We start from the raw sequence: 21,960 nt of genomic DNA on the forward strand, positions 1-21,960 counted from the left end.
TAGGGGATTGTATTTTGGCGGAAATGCTTTATTGAAGCGTGGTTGAACTAATGTGAATATAAAGGAGGAGTGTTGATATGTTGATAATTAAATTTTAATTCAGAGGTTTATTGTTTTAATTCTTATTCTGAATGCCTATTTTTGTAAGTTGATTTACTTTTTATGTCAGATATTATTCAGCTTTTACCGGATCATGTAGCCAATCAAATTGCGGCAGGAGAGGTGGTGCAGCGGCCTGCATCCATTGTAAAGGAACTTTTGGAAAATGCGATTGATGCCGAAGCTACAAAAATTGAACTGATTGTAAGAGATGCAGGGAAAAACCTGATCCAGGTAGTAGATGACGGAAAAGGAATGTCGGAGACCGATGCAAGAATGGCATTTGAGAGACATGCTACCTCTAAAATAAGGGGAACGGAAGATATTTTTAAAATTGCCACAAAAGGCTTCCGTGGAGAGGCACTTGCTTCTATTGCAGCAGTTTCTCAGGTAGAATTAAGAACCAAACAGAAAGATACAACGATAGGAACCAATATTTATATTGAAGGCGGGGTATTTCAGTTCCAGGATCCTGTTCAGACCGCAGACGGCTCCAATTTTTTAGTAAAAAATCTCTTCTATAACGTTCCTGCGAGAAGAAAATTCCTTAAAAACAACAATATTGAATTCAGGCATGTTATTGATGAATTTCAACGAGTTGCCCTGGCACATGAAAACCTTGAGTTTTCTCTTTTTCATGATGACGAAGCAGTTTTCAGATTAAGAAAAGGAAGTCAGATGCAGCGCATTGTAGATATTTTCGGAAGAAAACTGCAGCCACAGCTGATCCCGATTAAAGAAGATATTATCTGGTGTAAACTTCACGGATTTGTAGCCAAACCTGAAGGAGCCAAAAAAACCAGAGGAGAACAGTTTCTCTTCGTAAACGGAAGATATTTTAAAAGCCCTTATTTCAATAAAGCGGTACAGGAGGCATTTGAAGGATTGCTCCTGCCGGGATATATACCTACATTTTTTCTTTTCTTAGAGTTAGATCCTGAAAAAATTGATGTAAATATCCATCCCCAGAAAACGGAAGTAAAATTTGAAGATGAGCATCTTATTTTTGCATTGCTCCGCTCCACGATCAAAAGATCACTGGGAATTTATAATGTTGCACCAAGCCTTGATTTTGAGAGAGACCCTCAGTTAGATGAAATCATGCAGAAAACATTCCCCAGCAAAAGCAACGGAGGCGGAAGCGGATTTATCAAGATGCCGGAAATTATTGTAGACAAAGACTACAATCCGTTTTTGGAAGAGAGAGGCGTAAAGCAGGCAGAGATCCAGAATCTTGCTGAGATGTACCATCAGAATATTTCAGCCGAACCTTCAAAAATAAACCTTTTTGAAGATGAAGATTTTGATGAAGATCTGATGAGACTCCCGAACGGTTACTGGCTGTTCAATAAAGGAGATAAAACCTTAATGCTGGATCTTGGAAGAATGCACAGACTGGTAGTTTCGGAAAATACGAAACCGCTGCGGAAAGGAACTACAAACAGCCATTCATTGCTTTTCTCCCTGGAGTACCACATGAACGAGATTGAGAAAAATAAATATAAATCTATCAAGAAATTTCTTCCTGAATTAGGATTCGAAATGAGCATTGCTCATGAGAATGTTCTGAGAATTGATGCTGTTCCGGAAGGATTGAAGGAAACGCAGGTCATGAAATTCCTGGAGAATCTTTTCGACATCCTCGAGTACAGAACGGAAGAAGAGTTTATGCATTTTTATCAGAACCAGTGGAACAAAATGCAATCGAAGTCAAGATTTGATTTTATCTATAAAAAAGATGCAGAACAGCTCATCAGAGATTTTACGGCACTCGGCTTTCCTGAATTTTTACCTAACGGAAAAAGGTGCTTCTTTGAAGTTCCGTTTAATGATTTTAAAAATAAATTTTAAAGTATGTTTAACAGTATCCCTCCGATTACAAGAAATATTATCATCATCAATATAATTGTATTTATTGCAGTTGGTTTTGTATTTCCTCAATTTTATGCCTCTCTGTCTGCATTTTATCCTTTCTCACCCAACTTCAGATCATGGCAGATTATCACACATATGTTTATGCATGGGGGATATGCTCATATTATTTTTAATATGCTTACGCTGTGGAGCTTCGGGCCGATTCTGGAACAGGCTTTAGGAGGAAAAAAATATTTGATTTTATATTTTTTGAGTGGACTAGGTGCTTTTTTCCTGTTTAATTTGTGGAATTTTTATGAGGTACAGGAGCTTACTGTTAAACTTACCGATGCCAATATCAATGTTTCGGATATTTTTATGAAAGCAGACCTCAGCAAATTTAATTTTAATCCTATTCCTTATACAAATAATGAAGATGCTTACAATCTCTATATGGCATTAACATCACCTATGGTTGGTGCATCCGGAGCTATTTTCGGGGTTGTGGCAGCCTTTGCGACACTCTATCCTGATTCAAGAATCGGAATCATGTTTATTCCGATTCCTATGAAAGTAAAATATCTATTACCAATTATTATCATCGGCTCAGTATGGCTTGGGGTTTCGGGAAATGGTGGAGGAATAGCCCATTTGGCTCACGTTGGAGGCGCATTAGTAGGGTGGGTTCTGGCAAAAATCTGGAAAAAACATTTGTATAGATTCAATTAAGATTCCGTGAAAATAATTCGTCTTATATTTTTCATCGTACATGTAGGAATCGCTTTTCTACTGGCCGCAACGCTTCTGAATGCGTATGTGCCCCCGAAAACATTTCCGTGGTTCAATCTTCTTTCTTTAGGATTTCCTGTACTGATGATTGCGTATATTCTGCTCACCTTGTTCTGGATTATCAGCTGGAAAAAAAGAGCATTTGTTTTCTTGCTTTTCGGACTGCTGTTTTTCAAACCGGTTATACGATGGATCAATTACACACCTCAAAAAAATGAAACTCCTGATCTGAAAATCATTTCTTTGAATGCTAAAGGCGGTTTTTACGGGAAAGAAAATATCGAATCATACATAGACAGCCAACATGCAGATATAGTTATGTTGCAGGAATATGGAGCAAAAAACACATACCATTTCAAAGGAATGAAAGAAGGTCCGCAGAGTTATGTGATTACAATTTTCACAAAACATAAAATTGTAGAACATAAGCAGCTTATTGATAGCGATTACAACTACAATAACGCGTATGTATCTCATACCGATATCGAGATAAGAGGAAAAATATACCGGTTTATCAATGTATATCTGCAGCCGTTTAAGTTTCAAAAAAGTATGGTAAAGCTTAATGGCGACAGTGAAGAAGATGAACAAAAAGTAAAAGATGTGGTCAAAAGGCTTATCCCTACCTTCAAAATGCATCAGGAACAGATCGGTGCGATAAGAAAAAGCATTGATGAGTCGCCTTATCCGGTACTTCTGGCGGGAGATTTCAACTCGGTTCCCAATTCTTATGAATATTATCATTTGGCAGAAGGTCTACAGGATGCTTTTGTAGAAGCAGGAAGAGGAAGTGGCACGAGCTTCCACGATTATAAATTTCCGATAAGAATTGATTATATTTTTTCCTCAAAATCCATACAACCTATAAGTTATAAAGTTGACCGTTCTGTGAAGCTTTCAGACCACTTTCCCATTATTGCAACTTTTAAGATTGAAAATAAGTCTGAATAAACTTTCTTATTCTCAGATTGAATACCCCCTGATAAATTATCACGCAGCTTATTCCCGTAATTGCAGAATTTCCTAAATTAGTTCTCATGAAAAATTTGTTTTGTATACTTTTGGTTTCATCAATTTCAGTATCATGTTCCAAAAAAGAACCGCAGGATCTTTATCCTGCAGATAGTCCGAAGCCAAGCTACGATACGATGGCAGTAGATTCTTTTTCAGCAGGGGCTACATCTGTGGATGTAGTACGGCAAATCAGAATGTCTTCACAAAAGTATCAGGACTCTCTTAAAGAGGCAGTAAAACTTCAGGAACAGGAAAAAAAGATGAAAGAAGAACTGGAAAAAGAAAACAAAAAGAAAGCGGAAGAAGAGAAAAAACAAAAAACGGCTGAAGCTTCTACTAACGAAGTTAAACAGGAATAATATTTGAATTTTAATTAAATATCAATACGTATGAAAAAAAACATTTTATCAGGATTAATGATTGCCACACTGGTGATATCATGCAGCAAATCAACATCAAAAACAGAAACGGTAGAAAACCCTGACGGAACCGTTACCTCCACGACTACTGTGTCTGAAAGTGAAATAGGAGTTGATACAGCAAAAATTAATGAAGTAAAAGAAAAAACACAATCAAGGATTGATGAAGCAGGAGATAAAATAGATAATGTCGCGGAAGACGCAAAAAGTAAGATTGATGCCACAGCAGATAAAACCAAAGAAAATCTTCAGAAGGCAGGGCAGGACATTAAAACCGGAGCAAACAAAGTAGGCAAGGATGTAAAAGATGCTGCCGCAAAAGGTGCCGGAAAGGTAGAAGAAGGTGCAAAAAAACTCAAGGATGATTTAAGCAAATAATATCATCATAGATAAAAACAACCGCAGCTTCCGCTGCGGTTATGTTTAAAGCTATTTATTGAGTTCCAGTAAAGGATCAATATATTCTCTGTCGTTGCTCAGTCTGGGCACTTTATTCTGCCCTCCCAGCTTCCCTTTGGATTCCAGCCAGCAATAGAAAAGATTAGGTTTTGCAATGTGTACAATCGGTCTTTTAAGGGTCATATTATTATAGCGCTTCGCTTCGTAGTCCGAATTAATAGCTTTCAAATGATTATCAAAAACATCAATAAACCGTTCCAGATTATCGGGCATTCTGCAAAATTCAAAAATCCATTCATGAGCCCCGCCTTCGTTTTCTTTCATAAAAACAGGAGCTCCCGTAAAATCGGAAACGGAAGCATTCGTTTCTTCACATGCTTTGGTAAGCGCAGATTCTACATTGGTAATCATCAGTTCTTCTCCAAAAGCATTGATATAATGCTTCGTTCTTCCAGTAATTTTTATCCTGAATGGACTGATGGAAGTAAACACCACCGTATCGCCAATAAGGTATCTCCAAAGGCCTCCGTTTGTGGTAATAACCATTGCATAGTTTTTCCCGATTTCCACATCTTCCAGGCTTACCACTTTCGGATTGAAAAGATGAAACTGATCCATCGGAATAAATTCATAGAAAATCCCGTAATCCAGCATCAGCAGCATTTCGTCACTGTTTGATCTGTCCTGAATTCCGAAAAATCCTTCGGAAGCATTATAAATTTCGTAATAATTGATGTTTTTTCCTATAATTTGCCTGTATTGTTCTCTATATGGTTTAAAGCTGATTCCGCCATGAAAGAAAACTTCCAGATTCGGCCATAGTTCCGAAATATTATTTATATCGGTTTCTTTTATGACACGCTGAAGCAGCACCATCATCCAGCTCGGAACTCCCAGAATACTTCCTACATCTTCATTTTTAACTTCCGAGGTAATGGCTTTCAGCTTGCTCTCCCACTCTCCCATCAGGGAAACCTTTTTGCTGGGCGTTGTGGTTACCTCAACCCAGAACGGAAGATTATCAATCAGGATGGCCGAAAGATCCCCGAATTTAGTGTTAAAATCCGCATATAGTTCTGAGCTTCCGCCAAGTCTTAGGTTTTTGTAATTAAAAAGCTGGTTTTCAGGATGATTATTGGCATAGATAGACACCATATCTTTTCCTGCCTTCATGTGACAATATTCCAGGCTTTCCGCAGAAATGGGGATGAACTTGCTTTTGGCATTGGTCGTTCCTGAAGATTTAGCAAAATGCTTAATATAACCAGGCCAGGTAACGTCTTTCTGGCCCTGTCTTGCTTTTTCAATATAGGGTTCAATTTCTTCGTAAGTAACGATAGGAACCTTATTTTTAAAGTCCTGATAGCTGGAAACAGAATTAAAGCCATACTTTTTACCGTATTCCGTATCTTCTGCATGAAACAGCTGGGAAAATAAGACTCCTTTTTGAGTTTCAATAGGATGATCTATAAAATTCTGAATCTGGTCTATTCTCTGACGGATAAACCAATTGACCACAGTATTGAAAAGTGCTTTCGTTGCCATTCCAACAAATATAACAATATTTGCATTTTCAGGGAATATTTTATTATGTTAAAATAAAAAAACCGTTACTGACAGTAACGGTTTGTATGTTTATGATCTTTTTACTAGCAGTATTCATCATAAGCTGCCTGGAGATTTGCAGCAATAGCTCCTGCAGGATTTCCTTCGATGTGATGTCTTTCCAGCATGTGTACCAGCTCTCCATCCTTGAAAAGGGCTACACAAGGTGAGCTTGGCGGAAACGGAGCCAGATGTTTTCTTGCTTCTACCACGGCTTCAGTATCGAAACCTGCAAAAACAGTAGTAAGATGATCCGGCTTTTTATCGCCTGTTAAAGAATATACTACTCCCGGTCTTGCTGCTCCTGCTGCGCATCCGCAAACGGAATTGATTACCAAAAGAGTTGTTCCTATTTGTTTTAATGCTTCTTCTACCTGCGCAGGAGTTGTCAGGTCTTCAAAACCTTTATCTGTAAGTTCAGCCTTCATAGGCATTACTAAATCTGTTGGATACATATGTTTGTTTTTAATTCAGGTACAAATTTAAGCAATTCTTTAGTTTTGTTCAATATATAAAAACTATCAGTCTATTCAGGTATTGAAATGGATTAGATTTAAGATCAATAATCACTTAAATGATTACCTTATTTAATTTCAAAATAAAACCCCTGTTCTTCCAATTCCTTATATTTCTCCTGATTAAAGGTAAAAAGCTTACCCGGTCTGCCGCTGCCTTCTTTTTTTACGTTTTCAGTTTCATTTAGCAGACCATAACTCATTATTTTCTTTCTAAAATTCCTGCGGTCGATTTCCTTGCCTACAATGGTTTTATATAAATTTTCAAGGTCTGAAAAAGGGAATTCTTCATTAAGTAAATTAAAGCCTATCGGCTGATACTGGATTTTGGTACGAAGTCTTTTTAAAGCCGTATCAATAATAATCTGGTGATCAAAAGCAAGCTCAGGAAGCTCATTTACACTGAACCATTGGGCGTCATCTGCATCAGAATCAGCTGCAAGCTGATGATAAGAAGGGTTTACCAGTCCGAGATAGGTAACGGAAACTACCCTGTTCCGTGGATCTCTTCCTACATTTCCAAAAGTATAAAGCTGTTCCAGAAAATCGGGTTTAATGCCGGCTTCTTCACACAATTCTCTTCGTACGGCATCATCAAGGTTTTCATCATCAAGAACCAGTCCTCCCGGAAGAGCCCAACCTCCTTTAAACGGTTCAATATTCCTTTTAATGAGAAGAATCTGAAGATCCTTTTTATCAAAATATCCGAAAACAACTGCGTCTACCGCTACTTTTATATCCTGTAACTTTTTTGGAGTGTTCATAATGCTGATTTGCGTTGTGAATACACAAAATTACAATTTAGAAGGATTTCCATGCATTAAAATAAAAATTATTTGCATATTATTTTTTATTACATTTATAAACAACTTAAAACGAACTAATTATGAAAAAATTATTACTTGCTGTCTTTGCAGCATCTTTAGTTATCGCATGCGATAAAGTGAAAATGGATGTAAAAACTTCTTCCGACAAAACTGATTCTGCTGCAAATGAAACGTGGAAACCCGTAGATTCTGCAACAGCTACCAAAGCCTGGATGGACTATTCAACTCCCGGAGCAATGCATGCTATGCTGGCAAAATCCGACGGATCCTGGAATGGTGAAAATACAATGTGGATGGAAGAAGGAGGAAAACCGATGAATAGTACATCGGAGGCTAATAATAAAATGGTTTTTGACGGGCGTTATCAGGTAAGCGAGCATAAAGGAGATTTTATGGGAATGCCTTTCGAAGGAATGAGCATTACAGGATACGACAATGTAAAAAAGAAATTTGTAAGCACATGGATTGATAATATGGGAACAGGAATCATGAATTTAGAAGGAACCTGGAACGCCTCAACAAAATCTATTGAATTTAAAGGAAAAATGACAGATCCTTCAAGACCGGGAAAAGATTGCAATGTACGGGAAGTTTATACTTTTGTAGATGATAACACCCAAAAAATGGAAATGTACGGTCCGGATTCCAAAACGGGAAAAGAATTTAAAACCATGGAAATAAAGTACACCCGTAAGAAATAAATAATCGGTAAATTAATAAAATAAAAAGGACCGATAACTATTTTGTTATCAGTCCTTTTTTATATTAATCGTTTAGCTTAAGAACGGCCATGAACGCTGATTGCGGTACTTCTACTCTACCAATCTGCTTCATTTTCTTTTTACCTTCTTTCTGCTTTTCAAGAAGTTTTCTTTTTCTGGAAATATCCCCTCCATAACATTTTGCGGTTACGTCTTTTCTTAAGGCTTTGATGGTCTCCCTGGCAATAACTTTCGTTCCCAGCGCGGCCTGAACGGCAATATCAAACTGCTGTCTCGGGATCAGTTCACGAAGTTTTTCGCACATTTTTTTTCCGATGTGATAGGCATTTGAATCGTGAATCAGGGAAGATAAAGCATCCACCATGTCTCCATTGATCAGGATATCCATTTTTACGAGCTTAGAGGCTCTAAATCCTATAGGATGATAGTCGAATGAAGCATATCCCTTAGAAATTGATTTTAAGCGGTCATAAAAGTCGAAAACCACTTCTGCTAAAGGCATATTGAAAACCAACTCTACTCTTTCTGACGTCAGGTAGCTCTGGTTAACGATTTCACCTCTTTTTTCTATACACAAAGTCATTACCGCACCTACAAAATCAGATTTTGTAATGATGGAAGCTTTAATGAAAGGCTCTTCTACCCTGTCCATAATCGTAGGATCCATCATTTCTGAAGGGTTGTTGATCAAAATCGGAACTTCCGGCTCTCTTTTGGAATACCCGAAATAAGATACGTTGGGAACCGTTGTGATAACGTTCATATTAAACTCCCGGTCAAGCCTTTCCTGAACGATTTCCATGTGAAGCATTCCTAAGAACCCGCATCGGAAACCGAAACCTAATGCTGCTGAACTTTCCGGTTCAAAAACAAGCGAGGCGTCATTTAATCTCAATTTTTCAAGGGAGAATCTCAGTTCTTCAAAATCTTCTGAATCAATAGGATAAATCCCGGCAAAAACCATTGGTTTTACCTCTTCAAATCCTTCGATCGGCCCATCTGCAGGATTTTCGAATGATGTAATGGTATCTCCCACTTTTACTTCACGGGCATCTTTTATTCCCGAAATCAAATATCCTACATCTCCGCACTGGATGGTTTTTTTCGGAACCTGCTTCAATTTCAGAGTCCCTACTTCATCCGCTCCATATTCTTTTCCTGTGGCAAAGAATTTAACCTTTTCATTTTTAGAAATGCTTCCGTTTACCACTTTAAAATAAGCCTCAATTCCCCTGAAAGGATTGTAAACCGAGTCAAAAATCAACGCCTGAAGCGGGCCGTCAGGATTTCCTACCGGAGCTGGAATTCTTTCAACGATTTGCTCAAGCAAATGATGAACGCCTTCTCCTGTTTTTCCTGAAACTCTTAATACGTCTTCATACTCACAGCCGATAAGATTCATGATTTCATCGGTTACCTCTTCAGGGTTTGCAGAAGGAAGGTCGATTTTATTTAGAATCGGAATAATCGTTAAATCATTTTCCAATGCCAAATATAAGTTACTGATTGTTTGTGCCTGGATACTTTGTGCAGCATCTACAATAAGAAGCGCTCCTTCACAGGCAGCTATGGACCGGGAAACCTCGTAAGAAAAGTCTACGTGTCCCGGTGTATCAATAAGGTTTAAGATATATTTTTCTCCTTTATATTCATAATCCATCTGGATCGCGTGAGACTTGATGGTAATTCCGCGTTCTTTCTCCAAATCCATATCATCCAGTGTCTGAGACTGTAATTCTCTTTGAGTCACCGTATTGGTATATTCCAAAAGACGGTCTGCCAAAGTACTTTTACCGTGGTCAATATGAGCGATTATGCAAAAATTTCGTATGTTTTTCATTTAAGAATCTTGTAATTTGCAAAGATAAGAAAATGCAGGATAATTCCTTACTCTAATTTTCAGCGTGCAAAAATTTACTTTAACTAAAGCAGGTTTGTATTAAAGAGTATTGCAAGGCTGATTCAAACCAGACATTATTGTGCTATTTTTTTTCAAAACCTTCCGGTAAAATATAATGTCCCGTAAGAGGGTCCAGCGAAACTTCAGTTCCGGCTATTGCTCTTCTTTTTTTGGCTGCATTGGCATCAATAGCTGAAATTGCGATCGTGCCCACTATACTTCCGACCAATCCTGCTACCCCTCCGCCCATTATCAAAACACCAGAAGAATTTTCAGGGAAAAGCTCTTCTTTTTTAACCTCAATGAAAAGCCCCATTTCATCCCTAAAAATTTCAACATATCCCACAGGAATTACCTTATAAGGTATTCCGTTATATACAAAAGCATAACAATTCATAACAGAGATCTTACTTTCTCCATTCACAGCTGTTGTTACAACTCCCTTTTTATTTGTTTGTATCACAAATCCGGGTTCGGGATTATGAGTGAAAAAGCTGTAATAGCTTCTATAAATGCCATCTTTTAAACTGTCTGTTTTTAAGATATCGAGCTTATCCTTCAATATAGCTGCATAATCTTTCAGCTCACTTTCTGAAAGACCATATTCCCAGGGTTTTTTCTGATAGGAAGTTTTAATTAAATCAGCCAAAATAAGCGTGACTTTTTTGGATAAGCTTTGAGCCAGATAAGGCGTGACGCGCGATGAAACGGTTGCTACAGTATCTTTTCTGTAGACGAAATGGTAACCATCTTCTTTTTTAATAAAGGTACTTGCCCTTAGTTCAAGCTTAGCAATGGAAGATTTTTCCTTTTTGTCTTCGGTTATTTCTATATTTTCCAGCAATACGACGAAATCGTCTTTTCCCCTTTCTTTGTTTTCCTTATAAAACCAATCCTGAATGTCTTTATCCGCACTGTTTTCGAAGGTAATATTTACCTGGTCTTTGTGATACATTACAGATCCGATTTCCTTACTTGGCCTTTGGTCAATCACTGTAAATGTTTTGATAGAATTGCTTCTGTCTCTGATTGATTTGGAAAGGTCAATCGTTTCGGTTTTCTGTGCCTGAAATAATGCAGAAAAAATTAAAAAGGAAAATATTATTTTCATATTAAAATGAACTAATTTATTTGGTAAAAACATAGCCTCCCGTTAAAGAATCTATATAGACGTCGGTTTCCAAAGTAGACCGATACCCTATTCCGTTCATAGCCCCGCCATTAGAGCTTGATGCCGAATCTATTGCTGCTCCGATAAGTGCTCCTACCACGCCTCCCGCTATAGCGCCAACAAAAACACCTCCGGTTTTTGCCTGCAAAAAAAGATTGACTCTTGAAGTGTGAATATAAAATCCTTTCTGGTCTTTACGCATTCCATCAAAACCTACAGGCGTGAGTTTATAGGCTTTGCCTCCTTCTACATAACAGTACATCTGTGATATTGAAGTCTGAATATCTTTATACATCAATCTTACCACTTCGCCTCGCCCATTTTTCTTTGTGTAGTAGTCCGGGTTGGGATTCTGCTCACGGAAGCTCTTAAAATTAAGATAAACTCCGTCCTTAAGTTCCGGGTTATTGAATGCTTTATAATCTTTGTTCAGATATTCATCGTAATTGTTTATTTCGCTTTCAGGAATGTAAGATCCGGTAATATTCAGAAAATATGCAGCTTTGATAAATTCTGTAATTACATCAGAAGTTTCTGAAGCCAGAAATCTTTGCGGATGCGCTGTTGTTTTAGGATTGCTGACGATCACATTATCATAACGGTTGATAAAATAATACCTGTCATTTCTTTTAAGGAAAGCAGAAATTCTGATCTTTGCTTTACCATAAGGAAAATCTTTATTATCATCCTGTTCATCATAAAATTTCAGATCTTCAAGCATGATTATGATATCATTTGTTCCTACTTTCTTATTATCCCGGATAAATTTGTTTTCTATATACTCTTTCAGATCTTCATGCTCAAATTTTATTTCTGCTTTTTCATCTTTATCGGTAATTATTCCAATATGTTTGTCCGTTCTGTTATCAATAAAAGTTATTGATTTTGTTCTGGAATTTTTGTCTTTGATATTTTCATTAAGCTTAATCAGTTCAGATTTCTGAGCCGCAAACAATGTCGAAATAATAAGCAATACCAGTAAAACGCTTTTTCTCATAAATATATCTTGTACTATTAAAATCAGGTAAAACAATAATTGTTTTGAGAAGCCGACTTATAATTAATTATTATTGAAAACTAAAATTACCGGTTAAAGAATCTATATATACTTTTCCCATAGCCGGAGATTTGAAACCTTTTCCGTTTACTGCTGCCTTATGCGATCCGGAATCGATGGCTGCACCAATTGCCGCACCTACAAGACCTCCTGCAACAGCTCCAATAAGGACTCCGTTCCCATTTTTCTGTGTAAAAAGCTGAGTTCTGGATGCGATGATGTAATATCCTTTTCCATCTTTTTTCATTTCCTTAAAACCATCTGGTGTCGTAATGTATGCTACTCCTCCATCTACATAAGAAAAGGTATCGTTGATAGAAATTGCCAGGTCTTCTTTGTTTTTAATTCTTACCACATTTCCTTTTTTGTTTTTTTCAAAGAAATATCCTTCAGCAGGCTTTTGTTCTGTAAAACTTTTGAAATTAAGATACACTCCGTCTTTCAGTTTTTCGTTAAGAGACTTGTTGTTTTTATCAATATACGAATCATAATTTGCGATATCATTCTCAGGAATGTACTGCCCTGAAACAGTATTGGTATAAGAACTTTTTATAAATTCTGCAATAATTTCGGCGATGGTGAGGGAAAGGTATTTTGAGGCAGTAGATGTCCTTTTCGGATCACATACGATAACATTATCAAACCGGTTAATAAAATAATAATTATCATTTCTTTTAAGGAAACTCGAGATTTTTATTTTCGCTTTTGAATATTTTTCTTTGTCATTCTGTGCCTGCTCGTCATACACCTTCAGTTCCTCAAGATACAGAACGATGTCCTTGTTTCCTGTTGTTTTATTGTCTTCTACAAACCAGCTTTCGATTAAATTTTTCAGATCTTCATCCGGAAGCCTGATCTCTGCTTCTCCTTTTTTATTAGATATTTTCCCGATCACTTTATCTTTTCGTCCGTCAATTAACGTAAGAGATTTTGTAAGTGCTTTTCTATCCTTAATATTTTCTTTGAATTCAATCGTCTCAATTTTCTGTGCAGAAAGAGAAACCGAAAACAAGAAAAACAGAATAAGTTTTTTCATTGATTAATTTTCCTGCAAAACTACGAATAACTTTAAATTAAACGACTCACAATAGATTGAATTAATTTTCTGACATTTCAATTATTCCGTTTTTTCGGCATTTAAAATATCTACAAAATCATATTGGCCGGTCATCGGATCAATGTAGATTTCCTGAACCGTTTTTCCGCTTCCTGATTTTGGGCTGTACATTATTGCATCAGCAATTGCTCCTGCTAGTCCGAACATTAATCCTAATTTAAGGTCATACTGCGGAGGGAAAAGTGAATCTGGTTTTGTTAAAAGAAAAACTCCTTTTTCATTTTTAAAAACTTCCTGAAATCCGGAAAATGTATTTTTATAAGCTTTTCCGTTTTCTACAAAGACGTAAGCTTTATGTAAAGGAATCTTCTTTTTTTTTCCATTGTCGTTTTTTACGGCTCTGTAGGGCTTCCCTTCTTCAAATCTTTCTATGACATAATTTCCTTCTTCCGGTGTCTGTCTGAAAAAAGAATTATAATCAAGATAGATCCCATCTTTAAAAACTTCATTTTTAAAAACGGGGAAATTGCGGACATATGATTTATAATCGGAAACTTCATCAATACTAAGAATATAATTGACTGGTTTTGCCTTATACGTTCTATCAAAATATAATGAAAACAAATGATGAATATTCTTTACCATGATATCAGAAACATCCCTATGGCTGAACATAAAAACAGTATCCTTTTTATAAAGAAATCTGTACCGGTCTCCTTCTTTTACAAAACTTTGTACAGAAAAATTTATCCTTCCGATATTCTTCCTCTCCTCTGTTTCTTTTACTGATAGGTCTAAATTATGTAATACTAAAACAAGATCTTGTTTTCCTCCTTTTAGATTGCTTTTCTGATACCAGCCGACAAGATCTTCTTCAGCACTTTTAGAAAATGAAACTTCCTTCATTTCCCTGTTGTCTCCAAAAGGCAGAAACCCAATACTTTTATTTATTCTTTTATCGATAACAATCAATGAATTGTAATCCCCTTCTCCGTTATTCGGAATATCACCTTTTAATTTAATAAATTCCTTGTTTTGAGCGAATGCATTTAGCATCAAAAGCACCATCATCATTTGCAAGAGTTTTTTCATTGATTAATTTTCCTGCAAAACTACAAATAACTTTAAAAATTAAACGACTCTTACAATAAATTGCAAGAGTCGTCCAACATTAAAAAAATAAACTATTATGGTTTTATCTCTGTCTTGGAGCGTTATCTCTGTGAGGCTTTCTTTCATTTACCTTTTCCCTCATCATTCCCTCTGTCTGAAATAGCTTCAAGACCTTTTGGCAAGGAATTACCTGCTGCATTTTATCAGCATATTTTTTTCTGTTATCCAACAGCTTCTGCCCTACTTCAAAGCTTTGCTGCAACTTGGCTTTCGCTTCGTCGTCGGATAAGTTATCAGGGTTAAAATTAGAATTAAACTGGCTTTTAATCTGCTTCTGGCTTTCAAGATATTCATTATAAATATCTGTAAATTCATCTTTATCTCCGGGATCTATATCCAGATTATCCATCACCATATTATTTCTGAATTTTGTCAGAAGCGCTTTTCTTTCTTCCGGAGACAGACTGTTGATAACCTCTTTTCTTTGTTTGGGGTCCATTTTCTTCCAGTCATAATCCGTTTTTTGGGCATTAAGACCAAAACCGTAGATTATTAAAAGCATAAATAATATCTTTTTCATCTTTCCTTTTTAATTATACAAATCCAAATAAACGTCCTGAGTTGAATTACTTGCCAGCTCTGAAATTTCAGAACTTGTAAATGAATCCAGATATTCGTTCATCCGAGTTTCCTGCTTCTTGGTAGATTTTACAGCCTGTACTGCAGTTTTTCTTTCTTTTTTTGGTTTCTCCTGAGCAAAAACTTTATTATCAGACTGATTTACAACTGTTTGATCATTATTTTTAACGGAAGTTAAATCAGATTGCAATGTTTCGTAAGCAATTTCGCTTTCTGTTTTTGGCTCAGTTGTGTTTGCAACATAAGCAACTTTGGAACTTGAATTTTCTTTTGTTGCTTCATTTGCGGAATTGTAAACAAAAGTCGCTCCAAAAATTAAGGCCAGAGATGCTGCAGCGGCATACGCCCAGTTAAGTTTAAAAATAGGCGCCCGCTTACGAAGGATCACTTTGCTTACTACGTGATTCTGAACATCCTCGTACATACTCTCAGAAACTCTAAAAATATTTTTACGTTCCAGTTTTTCCAGGTCAAATTCATTCAATCCGCTTATTACTTTCCCCTGAATATTTTCAAACAGGTTTTCAGGTACTGTGTAAATATTTTTACGTTCTAATTTTTCTATGTCGAACTCTTTCATTTCAGTTTTCTCAAAAATTATCTTTCGTAATTTTCTTTAATATATTCTTCTATCTTTTGCTTGGCATAATGATAATTTGTTTTTAAAGTCCCTACCGACATATCTACAATTTTAGATATCTCTTCGTAAGGCAAATCATCATAATACCGCATCATAAATACCAGTTTCTGCTTTTCCGGCAGGCTTTGTATGGCGTTCTGGAGCAGGATCTGTATTTCTTCGGCATCTTCCTGTGCATTATCGGCAACCAGGTTCTGCATGTGGTACTCCGGATCTTCATCAGTTTTCTGCATCTTTTTCAGTTTATTTACCTGTTGCAGCGCTTCATTGGTTGCAATTCTGTACAGCCAGGTATACAGTTGGCTGTCATTTTTAAACTGATGAAAATTCTGATAAGCTTTAATAAAAGTCTCCTGCAAAGTGTCCTGAGCTAGATCACCGTCCACAATAATTCTTCTTATGTGCCAATACAATCTGCTTTGATAAGCATCCATCAAAGCGCGAACTCCTTTTTCCTGAGTTCGTGGATGTTGCATCAACGAAATAATTTCCGCGTCCTTAATCTTCATAAGATGCTTTCATTGTTTTGGATTACAAAAATAATAGAAAGTTAAATTAAGTATTCAATTTTTAGTCCAATATAACAATTATTTATAATATTTTACTTTGTCTGAAAATGATTGATACAGTGATGGTATTAAATTTTTCACTTACGATTCGTTTTAAAGAGCTGTAAAATCTTATAAGTAGAAAAAATTGCATCACCGGAATGTCAACCCTAAAACTGATCCCTTCTCTCCTATCTTCCTGCATAAAATATTATCTTTGTTCCATGCAAACAGTAATTATCGGTTCCGGAAATGTTGCTTTTCATCTGGCAAAAGCTTTTGTTCTGAATAAAATTCCCCTTACACAAATTTTTGGCAGGAATGAAAAAGAACTGAACAAGATCTCCACAGAATTAAATATTCCCTATTCTACTGAAAATCTGAACGAAGCAGATCTTTATATCATTTGTGTAAGTGATAATTCTGTAGAAGATATTTCGGGAATTATTACCGAAAAAGACTGCCTGGTTGCTCATACTTCCGGCTCTCTTCCGAAAGAAATTTTAATGGGAAAATATAGAAAATCAAGCTTTTATCCTTTACAGACCTTTTCTAAGTCGAAAGCGATGGATTATTCCAAAATTCCTTTTTTTATTGAAGCTGAAAATGAACAAGACCGCAAGATTCTTTTTAATATCGCCTCCCAAATTTCGAAGAATGTAATGGAAAGCACGTATGAAAAAAGAAAATATATTCATCTGACGGCCGTTTTTGCCTGCAATTTTGTAAACCATCTTTTTGCCAGAGCCAAGGAAATTTCAGACTCACAGGAAATTCCTTTTGATTATTTCTTACCGTTAATCGATGAAACCGTTCAGAAAATTTATGAAATAGATCCGAAATCTGCACAAACCGGCCCTGCAGTAAGAAATGATAAGAGGGTGCTGGAGTTGCACGAGCAGCTTCTGAACGGTGAAAGTCTTGAGATCTATAAAACAATGAATCTTTCCATTAAAAAGATGTACCACTTGCCATAAAGTTTTAACTTTGAGAAAAACCGAAAAATGAATACCAACATTATCCGTTCGCTTATCACCGGATCGGCAATCGTTATTACAGCACTTATTTTAGGCTCAAGTTTTAAAAACAGAAATTTAAAGCAGGATACCATATCCGTTACAGGCCTTGGATCCAAAGATTTTATTTCAGATGAAATAAGCTGGAGCGGCAGTTTTGATGCAGCTGCATTTGATGCTAAAGAGGCTTACAATCTAATATCACAGGACAAAGAAAAAGTAAAAGCTTTTTTCTACAGCAAAGGTTTTAAAGCCGGCGAATTTACTTTCGGCGGTGTCAATTTCTCAAGATCTTACCGTACGGTTACCAGCAAAGATGCTGATGGGACAGAAAAATCCGAAGATATTTTTGATGGATATAAGGCTACCCAAAGTGTTTTTTTCAGGGCTAAAAAGAATCCTGCCCTTATGAAAAAGATTGAAAGTATCATTGATAAAACAGCGGAACTCATCAACAGTGGTGTGCAGTTTGAACCATCTGCGCCGCAATACACATATTCTGATCTTGCTTCATTGAAACACAGCTTAATTGAATCAGGAGCCAAAGATGCAAGACAACGGGCTGAAAAAATTGTAAAAAGTGCAGAAGGAGATCTGGGGAAATTGAAAGATGCTTCCATGGGAGTGTTCCAGATTACCGCAAAAGGATCTACGGATGAAGACAGCTACGGAGGGAATTTTGATACGACAAGTAAAGAAAAATCGGCAAGAATTACGGTAAGACTTACCTATAATCTTGATTAGATTAAAATATTTTAAATTTTATAATGAGTTATAAAGAACAGCTTAAGAATATTAAAGCATTCGTGTTTGATGTAGACGGCGTTTTTACCGACGGAAGCGTATATCTTCTTCCGGGAGGAAACATGTGCCGTGTAATGAATGTTCTGGACGGTTATGCAGTCGTTAAAGCATTAAAAAACAATTATTTAATCGGCGTTATTACAGGTGGAAACGACGAGATGGTAAAGCACAGGATCAGTTATCTCGGAATTGAAGATTATTATGCAAAATCTCATGATAAAATGGCTGATTTTGAAGATTTTAAAAATAAGCATCAGCTCAAAAATGAAGAAATCCTAACCATGGGCGATGATATTCCTGATCTTCATATTATGAAAAATTCCGCTATTGCAGCCTGCCCAGAAAATGCCGTTCCTGAAATTAAAGGAATCGCTACTTATATTTCTCCGGCAAAAGGAGGGAGCGGCGCCGTACGCGACGTTATTGAGCAGGTGATGAAAGCGCAGGGAAAATGGCATGATGATAATACACAATCTGTTTAAAACATTTTAAATGAAATTATTACTTGCTTCACAATCTCCAAGACGAAAAGAACTGCTGTCGAATCTCGGTTTTACTTTTGAGGTAGTGAAAATAGACTGCGAAGAAATTGTTCCTGAGCATATACAGGTAGGGGAGTCTGCAGCCTATCTGTCTGAGCTCAAAGCTTCTGCATTCCGCTCTCTTGAAGAAGGGGAAGTTCTGCTTACAGCCGACACCGTGGTAGCCATCGACAACCAGTTTTTGGGAAAACCGGAAGATGAAGAAGATGCCAAAAAAATGCTAAGGCTTCTTTCCGGTAAAACCCATCAGGTCTATACGGGAATTACTATTAAAACATCAGAAAAAACCATTACGGAAACGGATGTTGCGGAAGTGGAATTTGATGATATTACCGACCAGGAAATTGAATATTATATCCATCAGTATCAGCCTTTTGATAAGGCCGGAAGCTATGGGATCCAGGAATGGCTCGGTATGGCAAAAATAAAGAGACTCAATGGCAGCTTTTATACCATTATGGGGCTTCCTACTCATTTGGTTTACAAAATTTTGAGAGAGATATAACGAGTTTCACGATAAAATTTTATTATTTTTACAAAATTATCAAACCGCTTTATAATAAAAAGCGGATTAGCGAGTTATATTGAAATAATGAAAAAAAATATTTTATTCCTTTTAACACTTTGTATTGTTGCTTCCTGCGCTACGAAAACCAAAAAGCCGGAGCAGCGTTCTAAGTTCATGAAAGGGTTTTCTACATACTACAATACTTTATTTAACGCCAAAGATGCTTTAAATAATGAGTTTGAAACCAGAGACAAGGCCCATAAAGACAATTTTTATGCACCTTATATTCCTATTCTTACCTATGAAGATCAGCCTTTGGGAAGTGATCTGGGCCAGTCTGCCGCTTTCGCTGAAAATTCCATGAAAATGGCGGAAGTAAACCGTTCTGCTGACAATAATAATAATAATAATAATAATAATAATAAAAGAGGAGGAGGCCCCCCTGGAATGCCACCAGGAATGCCTGGAAATAATTCATTGTCCGGGGCAACGGGGATTTCTGCTAATGATCCTGATCAGCCGGAACAGAAAGGGGCTACAACACTTGAAATTGCAGAAGCTAAAGCTTTAAAAGCGATCAACAAATATTCTGTGATCAAACATGGTGAAGAACAGAATAAACAAATTTTCGATGCTTATATGATCCTTGCTCAGGCAAGAATTTACCGTGGAAAATCACTGGATGCACTTGACGCCCTAAATTATGTTTTCACCCATATGAAGGATGACAAAAGAATTCCTCTGGCAAGAATTTATCAGGGGCTCGCTTATGATCAGATTAAAAATTACCATAAAGCCCACGAAACTTTTGCCAAGCTGAAAGGTGACAAAATAAGTAAAGAATACGGAAAGCTTTTAAGTATTTATTATGCTGAATCTCTTCTGGATGCCGGAAAAAAAGAGGAAGCTGTAAAGGAACTTGATAATGCATTTGAACTGAACGGCAACCGAAAACTTAAAAGCAGAATTGCTTATCTGAGAGGGCAGGTGCTGGAAGGTCTCAATCAAAATGAAAAAGCCAGAGAAAGTTTTATGGCGGCTTATAAATATGCCAATGATTTCGAATTTGAAGTAAAATCACAGATTGAGATCGCCAAAACTTTTAACGGAAACGGAGATTACAGCGGCGCAAGAAAATACCTGGAAGACATCAGTAAGAAAGGGACTTACGGATCAAGAAAAAATGAATTTTATTATGCTTTGGGTTTAATGGCCAACAAAGCCGGAAAAAAAGAAGAAGCCCAGGAATATTTCAGAAAATCGCTGAAAGAAAAGGTTTCTGACGGACAGATTCGCGGTCTTGCTTATTATGAAATAGGGAAGGCATACCTGGATAAAAATGATTATATCGGTGCCGGAGCATATTATGATTCAGCATTGGCAGTAATGACCTATGCACCTTCAAAAATTCTTCTTACCGATCAGTCTGTTTACATCAAAAAAATATCCAAAAACTATTACTTAATTAAGAAGAACGACAGTATTCTGAACCTTGCAAAAATGTCCCCGGAGCAGAAAACGGACTTTTTTGCAAAATACATTGCAAAAATCAAAGCGAAGGAAGAAAAAGAAGAACTGGAAAAAAGACGCGCCGAAAGAAATAAAGGTTTTGAAACCGGAGATTATAACGCAACGTCAATTTTCGCCAACAGTTCAAATTCTTTCGAGGATTTTGGAGTTGCTTCAAGAGGATTTTATTTCAGCAATACAGGAACTGTTTCTAAGGGAACACAGACCTTCAAACAAACATGGGGAGACCGTGCTCTTATTGACAACTGGCGTTTTTCGAAGAAAATGACAACCATTGAGGATCTGAAAAACGATGCGTTAGGAACTACTGCAGCGCCCAACCCGAGACGTTTTGAGCCTGCTTTTTATATTGAGCAGATTCCTACCGACTTGGCCAAGCTGGATCAGCTTAAAAAGGACAGGGATACGGCTTCATTAGGACTGGGCGTAATGTATCAGAATTATTTTACCAATACCCCTTTGGCAACAAAAACACTGTACGATCTTGTTGATGTAAAACCTGAAGAAAAAGTAATGCTACAGGCTCTGTATGAAATATTTGCCATGAATCATGAGAAAAATCCACAGGCTGCCGAAAGGGCAAAACAAATACTGCTGAGAGATTATCCTTATACTTCGTATGCAGAATTCGCAAGAAATCCTAAGAACAGTACTTTCGTAAAATCTTCAGCCGATGTGGAAAGTCAGTATAAACAGGCTTTTGCATTATATGAATCTGAAAAATTTGCTGACAGTAAAGATATTATTGAAAGAACTATTCAGCAATATCCTAAAGATGCCCTGGTGCCGAAACTTTATTTGCTCAATGCTTTTAATTCAGGAAAATCGAGTGGGAAAGAGGTAATGATTCTTCAGCTTGAGCAGATTGCTTTAAATTACGGCAAAACTCCTGAAGGCGAAAAGGCTAAAGAAATGCTTAATTATCTGAAGAGTGATCTGAGCTTCCAGGCAACGGATAATAAAGGAAATACAATTCCGCAAAATCCCGGAAATATGGCAAATGGTGTTCCACAGCAGCCTATACAGCAGAGCAATTCAACGGGAATTCCTTCCCAGCCGGGAAGCAACTTCATGAACAATTCCCAGCCGAATCAGCAAATGAATAACAACGGCAGCAAATCGCCGAAAAAACAGAATAATCAGCAGCTGCAGCCTACCAATACTGTTCCTGCGAAACCTCAATAAAAAATAA

The 21,960-nt window shown here is 36.8% G+C and carries 22 protein-coding genes; 11 read left to right on the plus strand and 11 right to left on the minus strand.

Translation table 11 applies throughout. The annotated features are described in order from the left end of the window. The first annotated feature begins 162 nt into the window (after nt 1-162). The 5 genes from mutL (at nt 163) to HHL20_RS13145 (ending at nt 4,553) form a co-directional block, all read left to right on the plus strand. The gene (gene mutL / locus HHL20_RS13125; protein WP_169231626.1) at nt 163-1,950 is read left to right on the plus strand and encodes a DNA mismatch repair endonuclease MutL; all 1,788 of its coding nucleotides are present in this window, start codon (nt 163-165) and stop codon (nt 1,948-1,950) included. A gap of 3 nt (nt 1,951-1,953) precedes the next feature. After that, on the plus strand, nt 1,954-2,682 hold the full coding sequence (locus HHL20_RS13130; protein ID WP_169231627.1) for a rhomboid family intramembrane serine protease: 729 nt from the start codon (nt 1,954-1,956) through the stop codon (nt 2,680-2,682). A gap of 6 nt (nt 2,683-2,688) precedes the next feature. Further along, nucleotides 2,689-3,693 (plus strand): endonuclease/exonuclease/phosphatase family protein, encoded by a 1,005-nt coding sequence (locus HHL20_RS13135; protein ID WP_169231628.1) that lies wholly within the window; start codon nt 2,689-2,691, stop codon nt 3,691-3,693. 86 nt (nt 3,694-3,779) lie between these two features. After that, complete coding sequence (locus HHL20_RS13140; RefSeq protein WP_169231629.1) at nt 3,780-4,115, plus strand: hypothetical protein; 336 nt, start codon at nt 3,780-3,782, stop codon at nt 4,113-4,115. Nucleotides 4,116-4,145: 30 nt separating this feature from the next. Further along, a complete protein-coding gene (locus HHL20_RS13145; protein WP_169231630.1) occupies nt 4,146-4,553 on the plus strand; it encodes a hypothetical protein in 408 nt (135 codons plus the stop codon). Between the two features lie 51 nt (nt 4,554-4,604). Here HHL20_RS13145 and HHL20_RS13150 read toward each other — a convergent pair whose 3' ends face one another. The 3 genes from HHL20_RS13150 to HHL20_RS13160 form a co-directional block, all read right to left on the minus strand. Beyond that, nucleotides 4,605-6,119 carry a GH3 auxin-responsive promoter family protein gene (locus HHL20_RS13150; protein ID WP_169231631.1) on the minus strand — a complete coding sequence of 505 codons (1,515 nt, stop codon included), beginning with the start codon at nt 6,117-6,119 and terminating at the stop codon, nt 4,605-4,607. Between the two features lie 104 nt (nt 6,120-6,223). Beyond that, a complete protein-coding gene (locus HHL20_RS13155; RefSeq protein WP_169231632.1) occupies nt 6,224-6,634 on the minus strand; it encodes a BrxA/BrxB family bacilliredoxin in 411 nt (136 codons plus the stop codon). Nucleotides 6,635-6,762: 128 nt separating this feature from the next. Next, nucleotides 6,763-7,458 carry an NUDIX hydrolase gene (locus tag HHL20_RS13160; RefSeq protein ID WP_169231633.1) on the minus strand — a complete coding sequence of 232 codons (696 nt, stop codon included), beginning with the start codon at nt 7,456-7,458 and terminating at the stop codon, nt 6,763-6,765. A 122-nt stretch (nt 7,459-7,580) separates the two neighbouring features. Between HHL20_RS13160 and HHL20_RS13165 the strand changes: the two genes are divergently transcribed. Beyond that, nucleotides 7,581-8,222, plus strand: coding sequence for a DUF1579 domain-containing protein (locus HHL20_RS13165; RefSeq protein WP_169231634.1), 642 nt, complete (start codon nt 7,581-7,583; stop codon nt 8,220-8,222). 64 nt (nt 8,223-8,286) lie between these two features. Here HHL20_RS13165 and lepA read toward each other — a convergent pair whose 3' ends face one another. From lepA to HHL20_RS13205, 8 genes are all read right to left on the minus strand, one after another. After that, nucleotides 8,287-10,083, minus strand: a complete 1,797-nt coding sequence (lepA, locus tag HHL20_RS13170) for a translation elongation factor 4 (protein WP_169231635.1) — start codon at nt 10,081-10,083, stop codon at nt 8,287-8,289. A gap of 142 nt (nt 10,084-10,225) precedes the next feature. Continuing rightward, the gene (locus tag HHL20_RS13175; RefSeq protein WP_169231636.1) at nt 10,226-11,254 is read right to left on the minus strand and encodes a hypothetical protein; all 1,029 of its coding nucleotides are present in this window, start codon (nt 11,252-11,254) and stop codon (nt 10,226-10,228) included. A 16-nt stretch (nt 11,255-11,270) separates the two neighbouring features. Continuing rightward, a complete protein-coding gene (locus HHL20_RS13180) occupies nt 11,271-12,311 on the minus strand; it encodes a hypothetical protein (protein ID WP_169231637.1) in 1,041 nt (346 codons plus the stop codon). Between the two features lie 70 nt (nt 12,312-12,381). Further along, complete coding sequence (locus tag HHL20_RS13185) at nt 12,382-13,407, minus strand: glycine zipper family protein (protein ID WP_169231638.1); 1,026 nt, start codon at nt 13,405-13,407, stop codon at nt 12,382-12,384. An 81-nt stretch (nt 13,408-13,488) separates the two neighbouring features. Next, nucleotides 13,489-14,520 carry a hypothetical protein gene (locus tag HHL20_RS13190; protein ID WP_169231639.1) on the minus strand — a complete coding sequence of 344 codons (1,032 nt, stop codon included), beginning with the start codon at nt 14,518-14,520 and terminating at the stop codon, nt 13,489-13,491. A gap of 103 nt (nt 14,521-14,623) precedes the next feature. Then, nucleotides 14,624-15,121 (minus strand): hypothetical protein, encoded by a 498-nt coding sequence (locus tag HHL20_RS13195; RefSeq protein WP_169231640.1) that lies wholly within the window; start codon nt 15,119-15,121, stop codon nt 14,624-14,626. Nucleotides 15,122-15,130: 9 nt separating this feature from the next. Further along, nucleotides 15,131-15,760, minus strand: a complete 630-nt coding sequence (locus HHL20_RS13200) for a hypothetical protein (RefSeq protein WP_169231641.1) — start codon at nt 15,758-15,760, stop codon at nt 15,131-15,133. 17 nt (nt 15,761-15,777) lie between these two features. Continuing rightward, complete coding sequence (locus HHL20_RS13205; protein ID WP_169231642.1) at nt 15,778-16,329, minus strand: RNA polymerase sigma factor; 552 nt, start codon at nt 16,327-16,329, stop codon at nt 15,778-15,780. A gap of 263 nt (nt 16,330-16,592) precedes the next feature. Between HHL20_RS13205 and HHL20_RS13210 the strand changes: the two genes are divergently transcribed. The 5 genes from HHL20_RS13210 to porW all read left to right on the plus strand — a co-directional run bounded on the left by HHL20_RS13210 (nt 16,593) and on the right by porW (nt 21,953). Further along, nucleotides 16,593-17,345, plus strand: a complete 753-nt coding sequence (locus HHL20_RS13210; RefSeq protein ID WP_169231643.1) for a Rossmann-like and DUF2520 domain-containing protein — start codon at nt 16,593-16,595, stop codon at nt 17,343-17,345. Nucleotides 17,346-17,372: 27 nt separating this feature from the next. Continuing rightward, a complete protein-coding gene (locus HHL20_RS13215) occupies nt 17,373-18,128 on the plus strand; it encodes an SIMPL domain-containing protein (protein WP_169231644.1) in 756 nt (251 codons plus the stop codon). A gap of 23 nt (nt 18,129-18,151) precedes the next feature. After that, a complete protein-coding gene (locus tag HHL20_RS13220) occupies nt 18,152-18,670 on the plus strand; it encodes a KdsC family phosphatase (protein ID WP_169231645.1) in 519 nt (172 codons plus the stop codon). A 10-nt stretch (nt 18,671-18,680) separates the two neighbouring features. Beyond that, entirely contained in the window at nt 18,681-19,235 is a 555-nt protein-coding gene (locus HHL20_RS13225) for a Maf family protein (protein ID WP_169231646.1), read from the plus strand. 87 nt (nt 19,236-19,322) lie between these two features. Further along, nucleotides 19,323-21,953 carry a type IX secretion system periplasmic lipoprotein PorW/SprE gene (gene porW, locus HHL20_RS13230; RefSeq protein ID WP_169231647.1) on the plus strand — a complete coding sequence of 877 codons (2,631 nt, stop codon included), beginning with the start codon at nt 19,323-19,325 and terminating at the stop codon, nt 21,951-21,953. Nucleotides 21,954-21,960: the final 7 nt, after the last annotated feature.

The organism is Chryseobacterium cheonjiense (genome assembly GCF_012927265.1).
Classification (GTDB): Bacteria; Bacteroidota; Bacteroidia; order Flavobacteriales; family Weeksellaceae; genus Chryseobacterium; species Chryseobacterium cheonjiense.